This is a genomic window from Streptomyces sp. NPDC001927 (assembly GCF_053594455.1).
Genome location: NZ_JBSFEN010000010.1, coordinates 45,667 through 63,516 on the forward strand (window position 1 = coordinate 45,667; position 17,850 = coordinate 63,516).

14 protein-coding genes are annotated in these 17,850 nt (G+C 71.4%); 8 read left to right on the plus strand and 6 right to left on the minus strand.

Annotation, left to right across the window (positions count from 1 at the left end; all coding sequences use genetic code 11):
• Positions 1–37: 37 nt before the first annotated feature.
• Complete coding sequence (locus tag ACWCO8_RS26135) at positions 38–1,033, plus strand: helix-turn-helix domain-containing protein (protein WP_451034306.1); 996 nt, start codon at positions 38–40, stop codon at positions 1,031–1,033.
• Here ACWCO8_RS26135 and ACWCO8_RS26140 read toward each other — a convergent pair.
• The 5 genes from ACWCO8_RS26140 to ACWCO8_RS26160 form a co-directional block, all read right to left on the minus strand.
• Positions 999–2,285, minus strand: a complete 1,287-nt coding sequence (locus ACWCO8_RS26140; RefSeq protein ID WP_451034307.1) for a geranylgeranyl reductase family protein — start codon at positions 2,283–2,285, stop codon at positions 999–1,001. The genes ACWCO8_RS26135 and ACWCO8_RS26140 overlap by 35 nt on opposite strands.
• Before the next feature lie 75 nt (positions 2,286–2,360).
• The gene (locus ACWCO8_RS26145) at positions 2,361–3,053 is read right to left on the minus strand and encodes a demethylmenaquinone methyltransferase (protein WP_451034308.1); all 693 of its coding nucleotides are present in this window, start codon (positions 3,051–3,053) and stop codon (positions 2,361–2,363) included.
• Between the two features lie 111 nt (positions 3,054–3,164).
• A complete protein-coding gene (locus ACWCO8_RS26150) occupies positions 3,165–3,764 on the minus strand; it encodes a hypothetical protein (RefSeq protein ID WP_362007071.1) in 600 nt (199 codons plus the stop codon).
• A gap of 7 nt (positions 3,765–3,771) precedes the next feature.
• Positions 3,772–4,971 carry a cyclic dehypoxanthinyl futalosine synthase gene (gene mqnC, locus ACWCO8_RS26155; RefSeq protein WP_362007074.1) on the minus strand — a complete coding sequence of 400 codons (1,200 nt, stop codon included), beginning with the start codon at positions 4,969–4,971 and terminating at the stop codon, positions 3,772–3,774.
• Between the two features lie 68 nt (positions 4,972–5,039).
• Entirely contained in the window at positions 5,040–6,809 is a 1,770-nt protein-coding gene (locus tag ACWCO8_RS26160; protein ID WP_451034309.1) for a serine/threonine-protein kinase, read from the minus strand.
• Between the two features lie 275 nt (positions 6,810–7,084).
• Between ACWCO8_RS26160 and ACWCO8_RS26165 the strand changes: the two genes are divergently transcribed.
• Positions 7,085–8,146 (plus strand): alpha/beta hydrolase, encoded by a 1,062-nt coding sequence (locus ACWCO8_RS26165; protein ID WP_451034310.1) that lies wholly within the window; start codon positions 7,085–7,087, stop codon positions 8,144–8,146.
• A 21-nt stretch (positions 8,147–8,167) separates the two neighbouring features.
• Here the strand turns inward: ACWCO8_RS26165 and ACWCO8_RS26170 are convergent, their stop codons facing one another.
• Entirely contained in the window at positions 8,168–9,040 is an 873-nt protein-coding gene (locus tag ACWCO8_RS26170) for a menaquinone biosynthetic enzyme MqnA/MqnD family protein (protein WP_451034311.1), read from the minus strand.
• 339 nt (positions 9,041–9,379) lie between these two features.
• On the opposite strand from ACWCO8_RS26170, the gene ACWCO8_RS26175 reads away from it, so the two are divergent.
• From ACWCO8_RS26175 to ACWCO8_RS26200, 6 genes are all read left to right on the plus strand, one after another.
• Positions 9,380–9,583 (plus strand): cold-shock protein, encoded by a 204-nt coding sequence (locus ACWCO8_RS26175; protein ID WP_003967102.1) that lies wholly within the window; start codon positions 9,380–9,382, stop codon positions 9,581–9,583.
• A gap of 134 nt (positions 9,584–9,717) precedes the next feature.
• A complete protein-coding gene (locus ACWCO8_RS26180) occupies positions 9,718–10,122 on the plus strand; it encodes a DnaJ family domain-containing protein (protein WP_451034312.1) in 405 nt (134 codons plus the stop codon).
• Between the two features lies 1 nt (position 10,123).
• Positions 10,124–10,639 (plus strand): mycothiol transferase, encoded by a 516-nt coding sequence (locus ACWCO8_RS26185; RefSeq protein ID WP_451034313.1) that lies wholly within the window; start codon positions 10,124–10,126, stop codon positions 10,637–10,639.
• Between the two features lie 178 nt (positions 10,640–10,817).
• Positions 10,818–13,064 carry an FG-GAP repeat domain-containing protein gene (locus ACWCO8_RS26190; RefSeq protein WP_451034314.1) on the plus strand — a complete coding sequence of 749 codons (2,247 nt, stop codon included), beginning with the start codon at positions 10,818–10,820 and terminating at the stop codon, positions 13,062–13,064.
• A 63-nt stretch (positions 13,065–13,127) separates the two neighbouring features.
• Entirely contained in the window at positions 13,128–15,368 is a 2,241-nt protein-coding gene (locus ACWCO8_RS26195) for an FG-GAP repeat domain-containing protein (RefSeq protein WP_451034315.1), read from the plus strand.
• A gap of 118 nt (positions 15,369–15,486) precedes the next feature.
• Positions 15,487–17,781 carry an FG-GAP repeat domain-containing protein gene (locus ACWCO8_RS26200; RefSeq protein ID WP_451034316.1) on the plus strand — a complete coding sequence of 765 codons (2,295 nt, stop codon included), beginning with the start codon at positions 15,487–15,489 and terminating at the stop codon, positions 17,779–17,781.
• The last annotated feature ends 69 nt before the right edge of the window (positions 17,782–17,850 follow it).

Below are 17,850 nucleotides of genomic sequence, written 5' to 3' on the forward strand. Positions count from 1 at the left end.
ACGACGCCCGCAAAATTCCTGCCGTAGGGTCGGCTCCATGACCACAGGGACCGTCGCCATCGCTGTCGTACCGGACCAGCGGGTCGGCACCTCGCTCTGGGAGTTGTACGAACTCTCCATCGCCGCCACGGTCTTCGGCGTCCCCCACCCCGACCTCGCCGACCCCTGGTACACGCTGCGGCTGTGCGGGGACGCGGGCGGCGCGGGCGTCTTCTCCGTCCGTACGGACCACGGCCTCGACGGGCTCGTCGGCGCGGACACGGTCATCGTGCCGTCCGTGCCCGAAGCGGTCGTGGACGACGGCGAGGACGTGCCGGCCGACCTGGTCGAGGCGCTGCGCGCGGCCGCCGCGTCCGGGGCGCGGATGGTCTCCCTGTGCACCGGCGCGTTCGCGCTCGCCGCCGCCGGGCTGCTCGACGGCCGCCGTGCCACCGCCCATTGGCAGCACACCGCGCAGCTCGCCGCCCGGTACCCCGAGGTGATCGTGGACGACTCGGTCCTCTACACCGACGAGGGAACGGTCCTGACGAGCGCCGGGGCCACCGCCGCGCTCGACCTCTGCCTGCACCTGGTCCGCAAGGACCTCGGCGCGACCGTCGCCGGCCAGCTCGCCCGGCGGCTGGTCGTCCCGGCCCACCGCACCGGCGGCCAGGCCCAGTTCATCGAGGCCCCGGTGCCGCCCGCCGACGGCGACAGCCTGGGACCCGTACTGCAGTGGGCGACCGAGCACCTGGCCGAGCCGCTGACCGTGGAGGGGCTCGCGCTGCGCGCCCGGATGTCGCCGCGCACGTTCCACCGCCGGGTGCGGGAGGCGTACGGGACCACGCCGCTGCAGTGGTTGCTCCAGCAGCGGGTCGCGCGCGCCCAGACGCTCCTGGAGTCGACCGATCTGCCGGTGGAGCAGATCGGCGACCACAGCGGGCTCGGTACGGCGGCGAACCTGCGCCACCACTTCACCCGTACCGTCGGGGTCTCCCCGTCGGACTACCGGCGGGCGTTCAGGCCTTCGGGGCCACCTTCGAGAGACCGTTGATGATGCGGTCCATCGCGTCGCCGCCGGTCGGGTCGGTCAGGTTCGCGAGCATCTTCAGCGTGAACTTCATCAGGACCGGGTGGGACAGGCCGCGCTGGGTCGCGATCTTCATGATCTTCGGGTTGCCGATGATCTTCACGAAGGCGCGGCCGAGCGTGTAGTACCCGCCGTAGGTGTCCTTGAGGATCTTCGGGTAGTTGTGCAGGGCCAGTTCGCGCTGGGCCGGGGTCGCGCGGGCGTGCGCCTGGACGATGACGTCGGCCGCGATCTGGCCGGACTCCATGGCGTACGCGATGCCCTCGCCGTTGAACGGGTTGACCAGGCCGCCCGCGTCACCGACGAGCAGCAGGCCCTTGGTGTAGTGCGGCTGTCGGTTGAAGGCCATCGGCAGCGCGGCCCCGCGGATCGGGGTCGTCATGTTCTCCGGGGTGTAGCCCCAGTCCTCCGGCATCGAGGCGCACCAGGCCTTGAGGACCTCGCGCCAGTCCAGCTCGCGGAAGGCGGAGGAGGAGTTGAGGATGCCGAGGCCGACGTTGGACGTGCCGTCGCCCATGCCGAAGATCCAGCCGTAGCCGGGCAGCAGCCGGTCCTGCGGGCCGCGCCGGTCCCACAGCTCCAGCCAGGACTCCAGGTAGTCGTCGTCGTGGCGGGGACTGGTGAAGTACGTCCGTACCGCCACGCCCATCGGCCGGTCCTCGCGCCGGTGCAGGCCCATCGCGAGCGAGAGCCGGGTCGAGTTGCCGTCGGCGGCGACGACGAGCGGCGCGTGGAAGGTGACCTCGCGCTTCTCCTCGCCGAGCTTGGCGCTGACGCCGGTGATGCGGCCGGTGCGGTCGTCGATGATCGGCGCGCCGACGTTGCAGCGCTCGTACAGCCGCGCGCCGGCCTTCTGCGCCTGGCGCGCGAGCTGCTCGTCGAAGTCGTCGCGCTTGCGGACGAGTCCGTAGTCGGGGTACGAGGCGAGGTCGGGCCAGTCGAGCTGGAGCCGGACACCGCCGCCGATGATGCGCAGGCCCTTGTTGCGCAGCCAGCCGGCCTCCTCGGAGATGTCGATCCCCATGGAGACGAGCTGCTTGGTGGCGCGGGGCGTGAGCCCGTCGCCGCAGACCTTCTCGCGGGGGAACGCGGTCTTCTCCAGGAGCAGGACGTCGAGTCCGGCCTTGGCGAGGTAGTACGCGGTCGTCGAACCGGCCGGGCCCGCCCCGACGACGATCACATCAGCGCTGTGCTCGGAGAGGGGCTGCTCGGTCACGGCGGGGTCTCCCGAAGGTCGAGGTGGAGGCAGTCGGTTGCGGTTGCAGTCTATGGCGGGCGGGTGCCCGGGCCCTCAGGCCTTGAAGCCCCGGTGCAGGGCGACGATGCCGCCCGAGAGGTTCCGCCAGGCGACCTTCGACCAGCCCGCCTTCTGGAGCAGGCCGGCGAGGGTCGGCTGGTCGGGCCAGGACCGGATGGACTCGGCGAGGTACACGTACGCGTCCGGGTTGGACGAGACCGCGCGGGCCACCGGCGGGAGGGCGCGCATCAGGTACTCCTCGTACACCGTGCGGAACGGGGCCCAGGTGGCGTGCGAGAACTCGCAGATCACGACCCGGCCGCCGGGCTTCGTCACGCGGTACAGCTCGCGCAGCGCGGCCTCGGTGTCCTGGATGTTGCGCAGCCCGAAGGAGATGGTCACGGCGTCGAACACGTCGTCGCGGAACGGGAGGTTCATGCCGTCGCCGGCGGTGAACGGCATCCACGGGTGCTTCTTCTTGCCGACCTGGAGCATGCCGAGCGAGAAGTCGCAGGGGACGACGTACGCGCCCGCGCGGGCGAAGGGCTGCGAGGAGGTCGCCGTACCGGCCGCGAGGTCCAGGACGCGCTGCGCGGGGCGGGCGTCGACCGCCTTGGCGACCTCCTTGCGCCAGCGCCGGTCCTGGCCGAGCGAGAGCACGTCGTTGGTGAGGTCGTAGTTCGCCGCGACGTCGTCGAACATCGAGGCGACTTCGTGCGGCTGCTTGTCCAGGGATGCGCGGGTCACTGGCGTTCGGCCTCGCAGACTCGGGTACGGCTTCGTTTGGGACGGACCGGCCCATTCTCGCAGGCGCCCCGCCCGATCCACGGGCGGGCCCGGCCCGGGCGCCGCTCGTCGTTACCGGCGGCGGTGGACCAGGCGGCCCTCGATGACCGTCGCCACGCAGGTCGAGGCTCCTCGGCGGACGAGGGTGGCCGGGTCGGGGACGTCGAAGACGGCGAAGCGGGCCGGGGCGCCCGGGGCCAGGCGCGGGAGGAGGACGAGCGGGACCGGCGAGAAGGACGGCGGGCCCGGGAGGACCTCGGGGCGCCGGCCGACGGCGAGGCCCGCCCGGCGGACCGCGTCCACGGCGGCCCGGCCGCGCAGTTCACCCGCGACGGCGACCGTGCCGTGCGCCAGCATCCGCTGCACGCCGCGCCGTGCGGAGGCGCCCCGGCGTGCGGGGTCGGCGCTGAAGATCGCGCGTGCCCGCTCCCCCGTGATCGGCTCGGTGCCGAACTCCTCGGCCTCCCGCGGGTCCGGGTGGTAGGTGCCTTCGAGCAGCTCGGGGGCGTACGGGTTCAGCAGCCCGGGCGTGAGGATGCCCGGCCAGTGCCGTACCCGTGCCTCGGGCCGGACGGCGACGAGGTCCTCGTACGGGCCGACGGCGGCGAGGCGCGCGCCGTCGACCAGGACGGCGATCTCGGGCGACGCCTCGGCGACGTGGATCGTCAGCACAGGCACATCAGTTGGCGTCCAGGAGCTTCAGCTCCGGGTGGGCCGTACCGCCCGCGATCGCGGTGGAGGAGATGTGCGAGGCGACCCGCTCGTCGACCGGGTCGTTCGCCGGGTCGTCGTGGACGACGAGGTGCTCGTACGTCGTGGAGCGCTGCGCCGGCACGCGGTCCGCCGTACGGATCATGTCGATCATCTCGCGCAGGTTGGAGCGGTGCTTGGCGCCCGCCGAGGAGACGACGTTCTCCTCCAGCATGATCGAGCCGAGGTCGTCCGCGCCGTAGTGCAGCGTCAGCTGGCCGATCTCCTTGCCCGTGGTCAGCCACGAGCCCTGGATGTGGGCGACGTTGTCGAGGAAGAGACGGGCGATCGCGATCATCCGCAGGTACTCGAAGAGCGTGGCCTGCGTCTGGCCACGCAGCTTGTTGTTCTGCGGCTGGTACGTGTACGGGATGAAGGCCCGGAAGCCGCCCGTCCGGTCCTGCGTGTCACGGATCATCCGCAGGTGCTCGATCCGCTCGGCGTTCGTCTCGCCCGTGCCCATCAGCATCGTGGACGTCGACTCGACACCGAGCTTGTGCGCGATCTCCATGATCTCCAGCCACCGCTCGCCGCTCTCCTTGAGCGGGGCGATCGCCTTGCGCGGCCGCTCCGGGAGCAGCTCGGCGCCGGCGCCGGCGAAGGAGTCGAGACCGGCGGCGTGGATCCGGGTGATCGCCTCCTCGACGGAGACGCCGGAGATCCGGGCCATGTGCTCGACCTCGGACGCGCCGAGGGAGTGGATGACCAGCTGCGGGAAGTCCTTCTTGATGGCCGCGAAGTGCTTCTCGTAGTACTCGACGCCGAAGTCCGGGTGGTGCCCGCCCTGGAACATGATCTGCGTGCCGCCGAGCTCCACGGTCTCCGCGCAGCGGCGCAGGATGTCGTCGAGGTCGCGGGTCCAGCCCTTGGCGGTGTCCTTGGGCGGCGCGTAGAAGGCGCAGAACTTGCACGCCGTCACGCAGACGTTCGTGTAGTTGATGTTCCGCTCGATGATGTACGTCGCGATGTGCTCGGTCCCCGCGTACCGCCGGCGGCGCACCGCGTCGGCCGCCGCGCCCAGCGCGTGCAGCGGCGCGGAGCGGTAGAGGTCGAGCGCCTCCTCGGGGGTGATCCGGCCGCCCTCGGCGGCGCGGTCGAGCACGGACTGGAGGTCGGCCTTCTCGGTCACCGGGTGCGTCCCTTTCGGAGGGGTTCTAGGGCTTCTTGGCGGGCCGAACCAGCCTACGCCAGCACTTCTCAGGACTTCCGCAGGGTGCCGGTCGGTCGGCCCGCGGCCTCCTCGGCGGAGCGGTAGGCCAGGGTCCCGTCGGCGCCGAGGGTGAGCGTGAAGGAGGACGTGCCGGTGGTGCAGAGGCCCTCGGTGCCGGGGCGGTCGGGGTCGGTGCGGTCGGCGATCTTGAGTTCGGCGGCCGTGGCGGAGCTGAGTCTGCCGATGCCGTGGCAGCTGACGGTGGTGCCCAGGAGGCTGATGGTGTGGGTGGTACGGACGATGTCCTCGCCGGTACGCCCCTTGGTCACGACGGCGGTGAAGTCGCCGTGCGGGGAGCCGTTGCGCTCGGTGGTGGGCCCGGTCCAGGTACCGAGGAAGGCGGCCGGGACGGAGGCCACGGGGGACGCGTCGGTGGGGGTGGGGCTGGGACTGGGGGTGCGGCTCTCCGTGGGGTTCGTCGGGGCCTTGGTCGTCGGTTCCGTCGCCGCCGGGGGCTTCGAGCTGGTCCCGGTCCCGCCGTTCCTGCCCGCGTCGTCGCCCCTGGTGCCGCCGGGCAGCAGGTCATAGAGGAACCCGGCCCCGAGCGTCACGGCCGCGAGCGCGCCCGCGACGGCGAGGGCGAGCGTGCAGCTCACCCGCCGCCCCGCCACGGCGAAGGTCGCCCGCCGCTCGCCGGGGGCGGTGGGTACGGCGTCGGCCGGGTGGCCTGTGGCAGGCGTGGCCGGTGTGGCGGGTGTGGCGGGTGTGACCGGCGGGGGGCCGTAGACGCCGTGGTGCGGCGGCAGGGTGGTCGGAGGGCCGAAGACGCCCGACGGCGGGCCGGTCAGGCCCCCGTCCGCGGAGGGGGCGGTGAACGGCACCGGGCCCGACGGGTGCTCGGGGGCGGGCGCCTCGTCGAGGGCCGCGTCGATGTCCAGGAGGCGTACGGCGGTTCGGCTGATCTCCTCCAGGAGGCGGGGCGGCAGCCAGCCGGACGCCACCAGGGCCGCCGCCCCGGCCGGGGCGAGCGCGGCGGCGAGGGCGGTCGGGGTCGGGCGGTCCGCCGGGGTCTTCGCGAGACACGCCGTCACCAGGTCACGCAGCTCCCCCGAGAGCGCGCCCAGTTCGGGCTCCTCGTGGACCACCTTGTAGAGCAGGGCCGCCGAGGTGTCGCCGGGGAAGGGCGGGGCCCCGTTCGCCGCGAACGCCAGGACGGCGCCGAGCGAGAAGACGTCGGACGCGCCGGTCGCGCCGGCCCCCAGGATCTGCTCGGGCGCCATGTAGCCGGGCGAGCCGATGGAGACCCCGCTCGCGGTGAGCGAGGCCGTGCCGTCGGTGGCCCGCGCGATGCCGAAGTCGATGAGGCGGGGGCCCTCCAGGGTGGCGAGCACGTTGGACGGCTTCACGTCCCGGTGGACGAGGCCGAGCCCGTGCACGCCCGCGAGCGCCTCGGCGAGACCGGCGCCCAGGGCCCGTACCGAGTGCTCGGGCAGCGGCCCGGCCGTCTCCACGGCGCGCGTGAGCGTCGGCCCGGCGACGTACCCGGTCGCGACCCACGGGACGGGCGCGTCGGGGTCCGCGTCCAGGACGGGCGCCGTCCACCGGCCACCGACCCGGCGCGCCGCCGCCACCTCGCGCCGGAACCGCTCCCGGAACTGCTCGTCCAGGGCGAAGTGCGGGTGCACGATCTTGACGGCGACGGTCCTGCCGCCCTCCGTACGGGCCAGATAGACGCGCCCCATCCCGCCGGCACCGAGCCGGCCGAGGATCCGGTACGCGCCGATGGTCCTGGGCTCCCCCGCGTCGAGCGGCTGCATGTCTCCCCCTAGATGGCCGTACCTCTGATGGCCCTACCCCGATGCGGGGCCCGAACCGCGGGCCGAGCCGTTGGCCGAAGCGTGAGCCGAGCCGCGGGCCGAGCCGTTGGCCGAGCCATGGGTTGAACCATGGGTTGAACCATGGGCCGAGCCGTGGGCCGGATCACCACGATTCGGAACGGTACCCAGCCAACCGATCGCCCACCACGCCCCTCCTCCCTTCCGTAGCCCGTTCCGTAATCGACCTTCGCGTCCGAAACATCCGGAGTCGCCCTATGAACCGCCTCCCCAGGTTCCTCGCCACCGCCCTCGCTCTCGGCACCGCGGCCGCCCTGGTGACCGGCTGCTCCGACGAGGGCGCGCCACTCACGTTCGACACCCCCACGGGTGACACGAACACGAGCCAACAGGCGAAGGACCCCGGCCGGGGCACGGGCAAGGACGGCGCGGGCAAGGGCACCGGCGGCGGGCCCGAAACGGTTCTCCCCACCGGCCCCAAGGCGAGTTTCACGACGGCCAACACCCTGGACGACGGCACCAAGATCGGCGTGACCACGCTCTCCGGCGCGAAGTCCGGTTTCACGGGCAAGGTGTGGGTGTGGGCGCCGAAGCAGTATTTCGACCCGAAGTACGCGAAGAGCGGCTTCCCCGTCCTCGTGGCACTCCCGGGCGGAAACGGCTACCCGATGAATTACTGGATGGGGACCGACCTCAAACTCCAGTCGAGCATCAGCTCGTGGTCGCAGGAGGGAAAGAGCCTCCCGTTCATTGTGGTGATGCCTGTGCTCAACCCGGACGACAAGTACTACTACGACGGAAGCGATATTCCGGGGCAGCCGAAAATGGGCACCTGGCTCACCGAGGACGTCCCCGATTTCGTCCGGGCGAATTTCCGTACGTTCGCGTCCCGTGACGGCTGGGCATTCATGGGCTCGTCCTCGGGCGGCTTCGCCGGACTCAAGGCCGTGCTCCAGCGCCCGGACCGGTTCAAGGCCGTGATCGCCTCCGGCCCCGACACCGTGCCCGACTCGCCGCTGTGGGCGGGGCACGAGGCGGCGCGGCAGGCGAACAACCCGGAGAAGCTGGCCAAGGCGCTCGGCACGAAGCCGGACACCGAGAAGAACCGGGTCTACCTCGCCTTCCAGATCGGAACGAAGGAGTCCGGCCTGGGCAGCCTGAAGAGGTTCGTGAAGGACTACACGAAGGGCCCGGTGAAGACCCGCCTCCAGGTCATCCAGGACGGCACGCACAACGCGAAGACGTACGTCCGGGGCATGGGGGACGGCTCGATCGCCTGGATCAGCGAGCAGATGCAGGGCCCGGTCCCGTCCCCCTGACGCGTGGGCGCCGGTGGGCGCTCAGCCTCGGTGGGCGCCGAGCAGCTCCACCCGTACGTCCGCCGGGAAGCCGGTCGTCGGACCGGTCCTGCGGGCGAACTCACGTACCCCCGCCAGCTGCTCCGGGCCGAACCGGAAGTCCAGGGTCCGGAAGTACCGCTCGAGCAGCTCGGCGTCGAAGGACTCCCAGCGCGCCGCCTGCTCCGCGACCTTGGTGACCTCGACGAGCGACAGGTCCCGCGAGGCGAGGAACGCCTCGTGGACCTCGCGCACGGTCTCCGGCTCACGGGCCAGGAAGTCCTTGCGCGCCGCCCAGACCGCGAAGACGAACGGCAGACCCGTCCAGTCCTTCCACATCAGACCCAGGTCGTGGACCTGGAGCCCGAGCCGCGGGGCGTCGTGCAGCGAGGCCCGCAGGGCCGCGTCGCCGATGAGCACGGCCGCGTCGGCCTCCTGCATCATCAGCCCGAGGTCGGGCGGGCACGTGTAGTAGTCGGGCTGGACGCCGTACTGCTCGGCGAGCAGCAGCTGGGCGAGCCGTACAGAGGTACGGGAGGTGGAGCCGAGGGCCACCCGCGCCCCGTCGAGCCGCTCCAGCGGCCCCTGGGAGACGATCACGCAGGACATCACGGGCCCGTCGCAGCCCACGGCGATGTCGGGCAGGGCGACGAGCTCGTCGGCGTGGCGGAGGTACTCGACGAGCGTGATGGGCCCGATGTCGAGGTCGCCGCGCACGAGCCGCTCGCTGAGCTTCTCCGGGGTGTCCTTGGTCAGCTCAAGATCGAGGAGCGTTCCCGTGCGGGCCAGGCCCCAGTAGAGGGGCAGACAGTTCAGAAACTGGATGTGTCCGACGCGGGGCCGGCTGCGCTGGTGGTCGTCGGTTGCATTGTCCACATCGCGAGGCTAGACCCGTCCCGTACGGTGGACATCGCCGGGGCGCGCGTGGCGCCGAAGGTCGGCGCGCGTGGCCCTGAACGTCAGCGCGCGTGGGCCCTGAACGTCGGCACGTCAGGGCTCCGAACGTCAGCACGTCAGAAGGTCGTCAAACGTGTGGGTGACGTGATCTTTCCCTCTAGTGCGTCGCAGACCCTGCGTGCTACGCTCATCGCAAGTTGCAGTTTGGTTTCCCTTGCAGTACAGAGCCTGCGGAGCATGTGACCCGCAGGCTTTTGTAGTTTTCAGACTTGTTTGCAGGTTCTGGAGCAGGGCAACCCTTTGGCCCAAGGAGGGCTTATGGCTACCGGAACCGTCAAGTGGTTCAACGCTGAAAAGGGCTTCGGCTTCATCGCCCAGGACGGCGGCGGCCCGGATGTCTTCGTCCACTACTCCGCGATCAACGCGTCCGGGTTCCGCTCCCTCGAGGAGAACCAGGTCGTGAACTTCGACGTCACGCAGGGTCCGAAGGGCCCGCAGGCGGAGAACGTCACCCCGGCCTAAGTTGCCCGGGTCGGCGATCGCGCACGGCTAGAGAAGTACCCAAGGAGCCCCGCTCCGTGCCTTCGGGCACGAGCGGGGCTCCTGCCTTTGGTCCCGGACCGCCTTTTGCCCCGTACGGCTTTTAGTCTGGTCGTATGACCGAACGGAAACCGCCCGGAGTCAGCTTCGAGTCGTTCGTGGACAAGCAGATCCGCGAGGCCGCCGAGCGCGGCGAGTTCCGGAAGCTGGCCGGCTTCGGCAGACCCCTGACCGACGACACCGCGCCGTACGACGAGCTGTGGTGGATCAAGCAGAAGATGCACCGCGAGGGCGCGTCGGTCCTCCCACCGGCGCTGGCGCTCCGCAAGGATGCCGAGGACGCGCGGGAGGCGATCGACGAGGCCGTCTCGGAGACGCAGGTGCGGCGGATCCTCGGCGAGATCAACACCAGGATCGCGGAGGCCCTCCACCGCCCGCCCCCGGGCCCGCCGCTGAACCTGAAGCCGTTCGACGTGGAGACGGTGGTGGCGGAATGGCGAGCCGGACGAGGAGCTGGGTGACATGAGAAGCGCCGACCTGCTCGTGGACGCGTTCGGTCGCGTCCAGGAGGCCGTGCACGGGGCCGTCGAGGGGCTGTCGGAGGAGGAGTTGGCGGCCAGGGTCGACGAGGACGCGAACTCGATCGCCTGGCTGGTCTGGCACCTCACCCGGATCCAGGACGACCACATCGCGGGCGTGTTCGAGACCGAGCAGGTCTGGACGGCCGACGGCTGGAAGGCCCGCTTCGGGCTCCCCTTCTCCGCCCGCGCCACCGGCTACGGCCACTCCAGCACCCAGGTCGCCGCCGTCCGCGCCCCGGCGGACCTCCTGCTCGGCTACTACGACGCCGTGCACACCCGAAGCCTGGACCACCTCGCCACCCTGACCAACACGGACCTCGACCGCGTCGTGGACGACGCCTGGGACCCACCGGTCACCCTCGGCGTCCGCCTGGTGAGCGTCATCGCGGAGGACAACCAGCACGCGGGGCAGGCGGCGTACGTACGGGGGTTGGTGGAGCGGGGGGCGGGGGTGTGACGTCTGCCCCGTTCCGCGCGCGAGCCGATCGCCGTGCACTCCGACTCTGAGCGTGCCCGAAGACTCTGAGCGTGCCCAAAGACTCTGAGGGTGCATACAACCTTTCCTCCTCCTCATCAGTCCCACCCGTCACGCGGCCCACCGCGCCTGGTCGGACTCCGAGGAGAATCACACCTTGATGCACGCACGCCCCTCCGCCCGTCGCCGGCTCGTCGCGGCCGTCACCACCGTTCTGGCCGTGACCGTCGGCACGACCGCCTTCACCGGTCCGGCGACCGCCGCCCCTGCCACCGAAGGCACGACGGTGGGCAGGACGGACGCGCAGGACGTCATCGCGTTCCCGCGCGGCGACAAGATCTTCGGGGCCACCTCCTCGGGCTTCCTGACCTCCAACTTCCCCAAGGAGGGCACGCTCGTCGAGCGGCGCTGGGTACCGGTGGACGGATCCGCTCCGCAGAGCCTGTCGTCGAGCGACCCCCTCCAGGGCACCGGATCGGGAAACCTCGTGGGCACGCGGGTGGGCTCCGACGCGAAACTCCTGGACATCTCCACCGGCCGGGAGGTCACGCGCGTGTTCCTCGGCCCGCGCGAGACGCTCGCCCAGTACGTCGGTGCGGCCGGCGAGGCCCTCTTCACCACCTCGCAGAACGCGACCGGGGGCAGGGACCTCCACATGCACCGGTCCGCCGGACAGACCCTGGTGACGGGCCTCCCCGCCGGGGCGGCGGGCATGTCCGTCAGGGCCGGCACCCCCGACCACGGCCTGCTGACCTACTCCACCGGCACGGGGGCGGAGGCCAAGCGGTTCCTGGGCCTCGTCGACGTGTCCACCGGCGTGGTGACGGAGACCTATGCCCTCCCCTCGGCGGCCGCGAACGGGGACATCGCCGTCTCCGCGACGCACGTGGCCTGGATCGAGACCACCCCCACAGACCGGGCGGTGGTGGTCGTCCTCGCCCGCTCCACCGGCCTGGACCAGCGCTTCCCGCTCGACGACGGGTGGGCGGGCAACATCGAGGTCGGCCTGGTCGGCGACTGGGTGACGTACGGAGAGCGGGGCGCGCTCGCGAACGGCGCCCCGGGCTCCACGAACGCGCTGACCGCCCGGAGCCTCGGCGACGGGAAGACCACCGTCAAGCTCCTCGACCACCTGACGTCGGCCGCCGCCGCGCCCGACGGCACGCAGGCCGTGCGCGGCGGAACGATCGCCCAGGGCGAAGGCGTCTACCGGATCGCGCCCGGCTCCGACGGCGTCCCGACCGCGACCCTCGTGGCGAGCACCGGCGAGCCGACCAGGCTCGCGCTCCTCAGCCACAACGTCCCGAGCACGATCGACCTCGACGCCAACGGCGGCCGGGTTCCGCTCGCTTGGAACCTCTCCCGGGGCCATGCGGAGACGAAGGTCACGCTGCGCCACACCCGGACCGGAAAGACGACCGTCGCGTACCTCTACGACCAGCCGGACCTGCCGACGTACGCGTTCGAGTGGGCAGGCGATCTCGACTGGGCCCGCAGCGCCTACAACGGCGACTACACCTGGGACCTCAGCGCCAAGCCGCTCAACGGCATCGGGCCGGACCTGACCGCCTCCGGCCGCTTCAAGATCGTCCGCAAGCCCGCGCCGCACGACTACAACGACAACGGCTCGCCGGACGTCCTCATGCGCGACGCGTCGGGCCGGCTGATCCGCGTCGACACCTTCTACTCCCCGTACGCGAACTACGGCCAGTTGGTCGAGGCGGAGAAGACGGTCGTCGGCTCGGGCTGGAACATCTACGACCAGATCGAGGCCGCGGGCAACGTCGCCGGCGCCCCCGCCGGGGACCTCGTCGCCCGCGACAGGGCCGGAGTCCTCTGGCTCTACCTCGGCAAGGGCGACGGCACGTTCGCCACCCGTACGAGGGTCGGCGCCGGCTGGCAGATCTACGACAAGATCACCGCCGGCTCCGACCTCAACAACGACGGGAAGGCCGACCTGCTCGCCACCGACCGCGCCGGCGGGCTCTACCTCTACAAGGGCACCGGTGACTGGCGCGCGCCGTACTCCGCCCGGGTGAAGGTCGGCCAAGGCTGGGGCATCTACAACCAGATCACCGCCGTCGGCAACTTCGCCGGCGCCCCCGCCGGGGATCTTGTCGCCCGCGACAAGAACGGCGTCCTCTGGAGCTACCTGGGCAAGGGCGACGGCACCTTCACCACCCGCACGAAGATCGGCGGCGGCTGGAACACGTACAGCCACCTCGTCGGCGTCGGCGACGCGAACCGCGACGGCCGCAACGACCTGTACGCGTACACCCCGGGCGACCTCTACAGCATCGGCACCGGATACCTCTACAAGGGCACCGGAAGCTGGAGCGCCCCCTTCCGCGGGCGGGAACTGACCGGCGTGGACGGCGCCTTGACGCAGAGCCCCACCGTCTCCTGACCCACACCCACCGATGCGGCCGGGCATGGCTTCCCGCCCGGCCGCCCACTCAAGGAACGCGTCTTGTCCCTCATATCTCCCCGGCGATTCCACACCGCGTCGATCGCGGCCGTGCTCGCCGTCACGGCCGGAGTCCTCGCCGCCCCGACCGCGGTCGCCGCTCCCGCGCCGACGCCGGCCCCCGCAGCCGCGACCCAGCAGAGCGCCGTCCGCGTCGCACCTGGATCCTCACTCATCTCTGCCGGAGCGAGCGGGTTCCTCACCTCGACCAAGGACGCCTCGAACACGTACCACTACCGGTGGACGCGCTTCGACGACGGCTCCGTGACCGAGCTTCCCGGCACGGCGTACGGCACGGGGTCCGACCTCGTCCTCCTGGCGCAGGGGGACGAGCTGACGCTGCGCGACATGACGGGCGACGTCGCTCCCGTGACGTTCGACAGGACCGAACTGCCCGGCTACGTACGGCACAGGGCGAGCGGCGCCACGCTCCTGATGACGGCCCCCAACAAGTCCGGCGGGACCGATCTCCACCTCGTCTCCAAGCCGAACGGTGAGATCGTCGACCGGACCGTGGTCGGACTGCCCCCGAACGCCTCCATCGTGCGCGTGGATGCCGACGCGCCCGTGGGCACCGCCCTCCTCGTGTATGCCACGCCCTCCAGCGGCGAGCAGACCCACCACGTCGCTCTGGTGGACATCGCCACGGGCTCCGTGGTCGAGACACGCGACACCCTCGAACTCCCCGCGCTTCCGGACGCGGCCGCCTCGGCGACCCACCTGGCCTGGTCCGAATACAACTGGCGCACCGGCGCGGCGCTCGCCTTCGCTCACCGGGGGACAGGAGCGACCGAACGCATCGCGCTGGGCGGCCTGTACCGGCTGGTACCCGACCTGCTGGGCGACTGGCTTCTGTACGGCGTCGGCGGCGGCGACCGGGCCACCACGCCGGATCCGATGTACGCCCTGACCGGACGCTCCATGAAGACCGGAGCGACCGTCAAGCTGCTGGACCACCACTCCACCACCCTGCCGGCGCCGGACGGCACCCTTCTGGTCATGGGTGGCACGGTGGAGCACGGGGAAGGGCTGTACCGGATATCGCTCGGGGAGGACGGCACGCCCTTCGCGACTCCGGTCGCGAGCACAGGGGAGCCGACCAAGCTCACGCTGCTGGGCCACAACCTCCCGGCGGGCGTGCTCGATCTGGACCGGAACGGCGGCACGCTGTCCCTAAAGGCGAGCTTCAGCCGGCACAACACGCGTCTGCGGATCGAGCTGATCCACACCGCCTCCGAACGGCGCTGGGTGGGTTACGCGAACCCTCACGACGCGTCCGCCCCCGGGGCCGTCGAACTCACCCTTCCGTGGCACGGCGAGCTCACCAACCACACGCCGAATCTCGCCATGCCCTCCGCCGCGTACAACGGCGAGTACATGTGGCGGCTCACGGCCACACCGCTGAACGGCATCGGACCGGCGGTGGATACATCCGGCTCGTTCACGGTGGTCCGCAAGGCCGCGCCGCACGACTACAACGACAACGGCTCGCCCGACGTACTCCTGCGGGACTCGAGCGGCCGGCTGTGGCGCTCCGACTCGTACTACGACACGCGCGGGGACTACCGCAGGTTGGTGGAAGGAGAGCGGGGGCTCGTCGGCGGCGGTTGGAACATCTACGACCGGATCGAGGCCGCCGGGAACCTGGCCGGCGGTGCGGCCGGCGACCTGGTGGCGCGTGACACGTCGGGCGTTCTGTGGCTCTACCAGGGCAAGGGCGACACCGCCTTCACCCAGCGTTCGAGGATCGGCGGCGGCTGGCAGATCTACGACAAAATCGCCGCCGGCTCCGACCTCACCGGTGACGGCCGCCCCGACCTCCTCGCCACCGACAAGGCGGGAGCCCTCTGGCTCTACCCGGCCACCGGATCCTCCTCCGCGCCCTTCTCCGCCCGCAAGAAGATCGGCGGCGGCTGGGGCATCTACAACGAGCTCACCGCCACCGGCGACATCGCGGGAGCGCCCGCGGGAGACCTCGTCGCCCGCGACAAGGCGGGCGTCCTCTGGCTGTACCTCGGAAGGGGCGACGGCACCTTCACGGGCCGGACGAGGATCGGCGGCGGCTGGAACACGTACAGCCAGGTCGTCGGCGTCGGCGACGCCGACCGGGACGGGCGGCCCGATCTCGTGGCGTACGGCTCCGGCACCATGTACCTCTACAAGGGCACCGGTGACTGGCGCGCGCCGTTCAAGGGGCGTGAGTCGGTGTCGTTCACCGCAGGCCGGTACGACCACATCGCCTGAGTTCCCACACCCTCCCGTTCACCGAGAAGTCGCTTCCCGTACAACCAAGCGACCTGGTCGGCAGTCGTATCGGGCGTGGCGCATGCTGCGCCCGGTACCTCTGGGGGAGGAACACATCTTGACCCACGCACGTCGTACGAACCGTCGGCGGCTCGGCGCGGCGGTCACCGCTGTGCTGGCCGTCACCGTCGGCATGCCGGCCGTTCCGGCCGTCGCGTCACCGGCCGCCGGTCCGGCGGCGACCGCGGCGGCCGCACGGGAACAGGCCGTCGTGCCGTTCCCGGCCGGCGCCGAGATCGCCGGTGCGGGCGCCGCCGGCTTCCTGAGCAAGAAGGCCGACGGGTACCGCTGGACGCGTTACGCGGACGGCAGGTCGACCCTCGTGTCGAAGGGCGCCACGTTCGGCGCCGTCTCGGACGTGGTCGTGACCCGTACCGGTGATGTCGTCAAGCTCCAGGACATGGCCACGAGCGCGACGCCCGTCGAGATCGACCTGAAGGGGCTGGGGGGCACCTACAGCGAGTTCGGCGCGGTCGGTTCGACGCTGCTTGCGTCGACCGTGAACGAGAAGGGCGTCAAGGAGGTCCACCTCCTCGGCTCCGCCGACGGCACGGTGTCCAACCGCACGGTCACCGGTCTGCCCGCCGAGGCCGACGGGTTCGCCCTGTCGTCCGCGCTGCCGGGCAGCGCGCTGCTGACGTACACCATCGGCCCGGAGGTGGGCTGGAAGAAGGTCTTCGTCGCCGTGGTGGATCTCGCCACGGGCGCCGTCACCGACACCTACGAGAAGACCAGGCCGATCCCCTGGGAGGCGTCCGCCGCCCTCTCGCCCACCCACCTGGCGTGGGTGGAGCACACCACGGACGCGACGCAGCCCCGAGAAGTGGTCGTCACCGACCGGAAGACCGGCGAGGAGAAGCGTTACCTCGTGGGCCCGGCTGACGGCCTCAAGGTCGGCCTGGTCGGCGGCTGGGTGACGTACGGCGAGGATGCCACCGACCCGTACGACCGCCGGATCCCGTTCACCGCGCGGCCCGTGGCGTCCGGAGCCGAGAAGGTGCTGCTGGACCACGTCACGAGCGTCACGACCGCGCCCGACGGCAGCCTGCTGGTGCGCGGCGGCTCGGTGGCGGACGGCGAGGGCCTCTACCGGGTCACCGCGGGCAGCGGCGACGCCCCCACCACGGAGCTGGTGGCGAGCACCGGCGAGGAGACCGGCCTCACGCTGCTCGGTGAGAGCATCCCCGACGTCATCGACCTCGACCAGAACCGTGGCATCGTCCCGCTGGAAATGAAGCTGAACCGGCGCAACGTCCACCTCTACTTCGAACTTGCCCGGCCTGGATCCCTCGGCCAGATGATGTTCGAGTGGAGGTCGTGGACGACCGTCAAGGACGGCTTCACAGGCCCTGGAACCGTCGGCCTCACCTGGGACGGAAGCCGTGACGACGGGTACGGGGAGGCCACCTCCCGGGGCGCCGCGTACAACGGCGACTACGAATGGGTCATGCGCGCCACCCCGGCCGACGGCGTCGGCCCCGTGGTGGAGGTGACCGGCAAGCTCACGGTGGTCCGTAAGCCCGCCCCGCACGACTTCACCAACAACGGTTCGCCCGACCTGGCAGCCGTCGACGCCGACGGCGATCTGGTCATGTACGACAGCGACTACCGTGACGGGAGCACATGGCCCGTCGGCTGGCCCGGGTACCCGACAGGAGGCGGTACCGGCTGGAACATCTACGACCGGGTCGTCGCCCCCGGCAACCTGGGCGGCTCGCCGGACGCCGACCTCGTGGCCCGGGACAGGAGTGGCGGGCTCTGGCTCTACCCGAGGAACGACAAGAGATACCCCAACTTCCTGCCTCGCGTGAAGATCGGCACCGGCTGGGGCATCTACGACAAGATCGTCGGCGGCAGCGAGCTGACCGGTGACGGCAAGCCCGATCTGCTGGCCACCGACAAGGCGGGCGTGCTGTGGCTGTACCCGGGCACCGGCAACGTCAGCGCACCGCTCGGGCCCCGCAAGAAGGTCGGCGGCGGCTGGGGGATCTACAACCAGATCGCCGCCGTGGGGAACATCGCCGGCGCTCCGGCGGGCGACCTCGTCGCCCGTGACGCGGCCGGTGTCCTCTGGCTCTACCTCGGCAAGGGCGACGGCACGTTCGCGTCGCGCGCGAGGATCGGCGGCGGCTGGAACGTGTACAAGCAGGTCGTCGGGGTCGGCGACGCCACGCGGGACGGGCGTCCCGACCTGATCGCGTACGTCCCCGGGGTGGACGACAAGAACCCGAGGACGACGGACCCGAAGGGGCAGCTGTACGTCTACGAGAGCACAGGTGACTGGCGCGCTCCCTTCCGCCCGCGTTCCGCGTCCTGGGACCCCGTCGACTGGGGGAACGCCACCGTCTTCTGACCGGCACCCCCGCTCCGACGCCCCACCCCGGTGCCCGGTGCTCCTCGCGAGCCCGGGCATCGGGCGTTC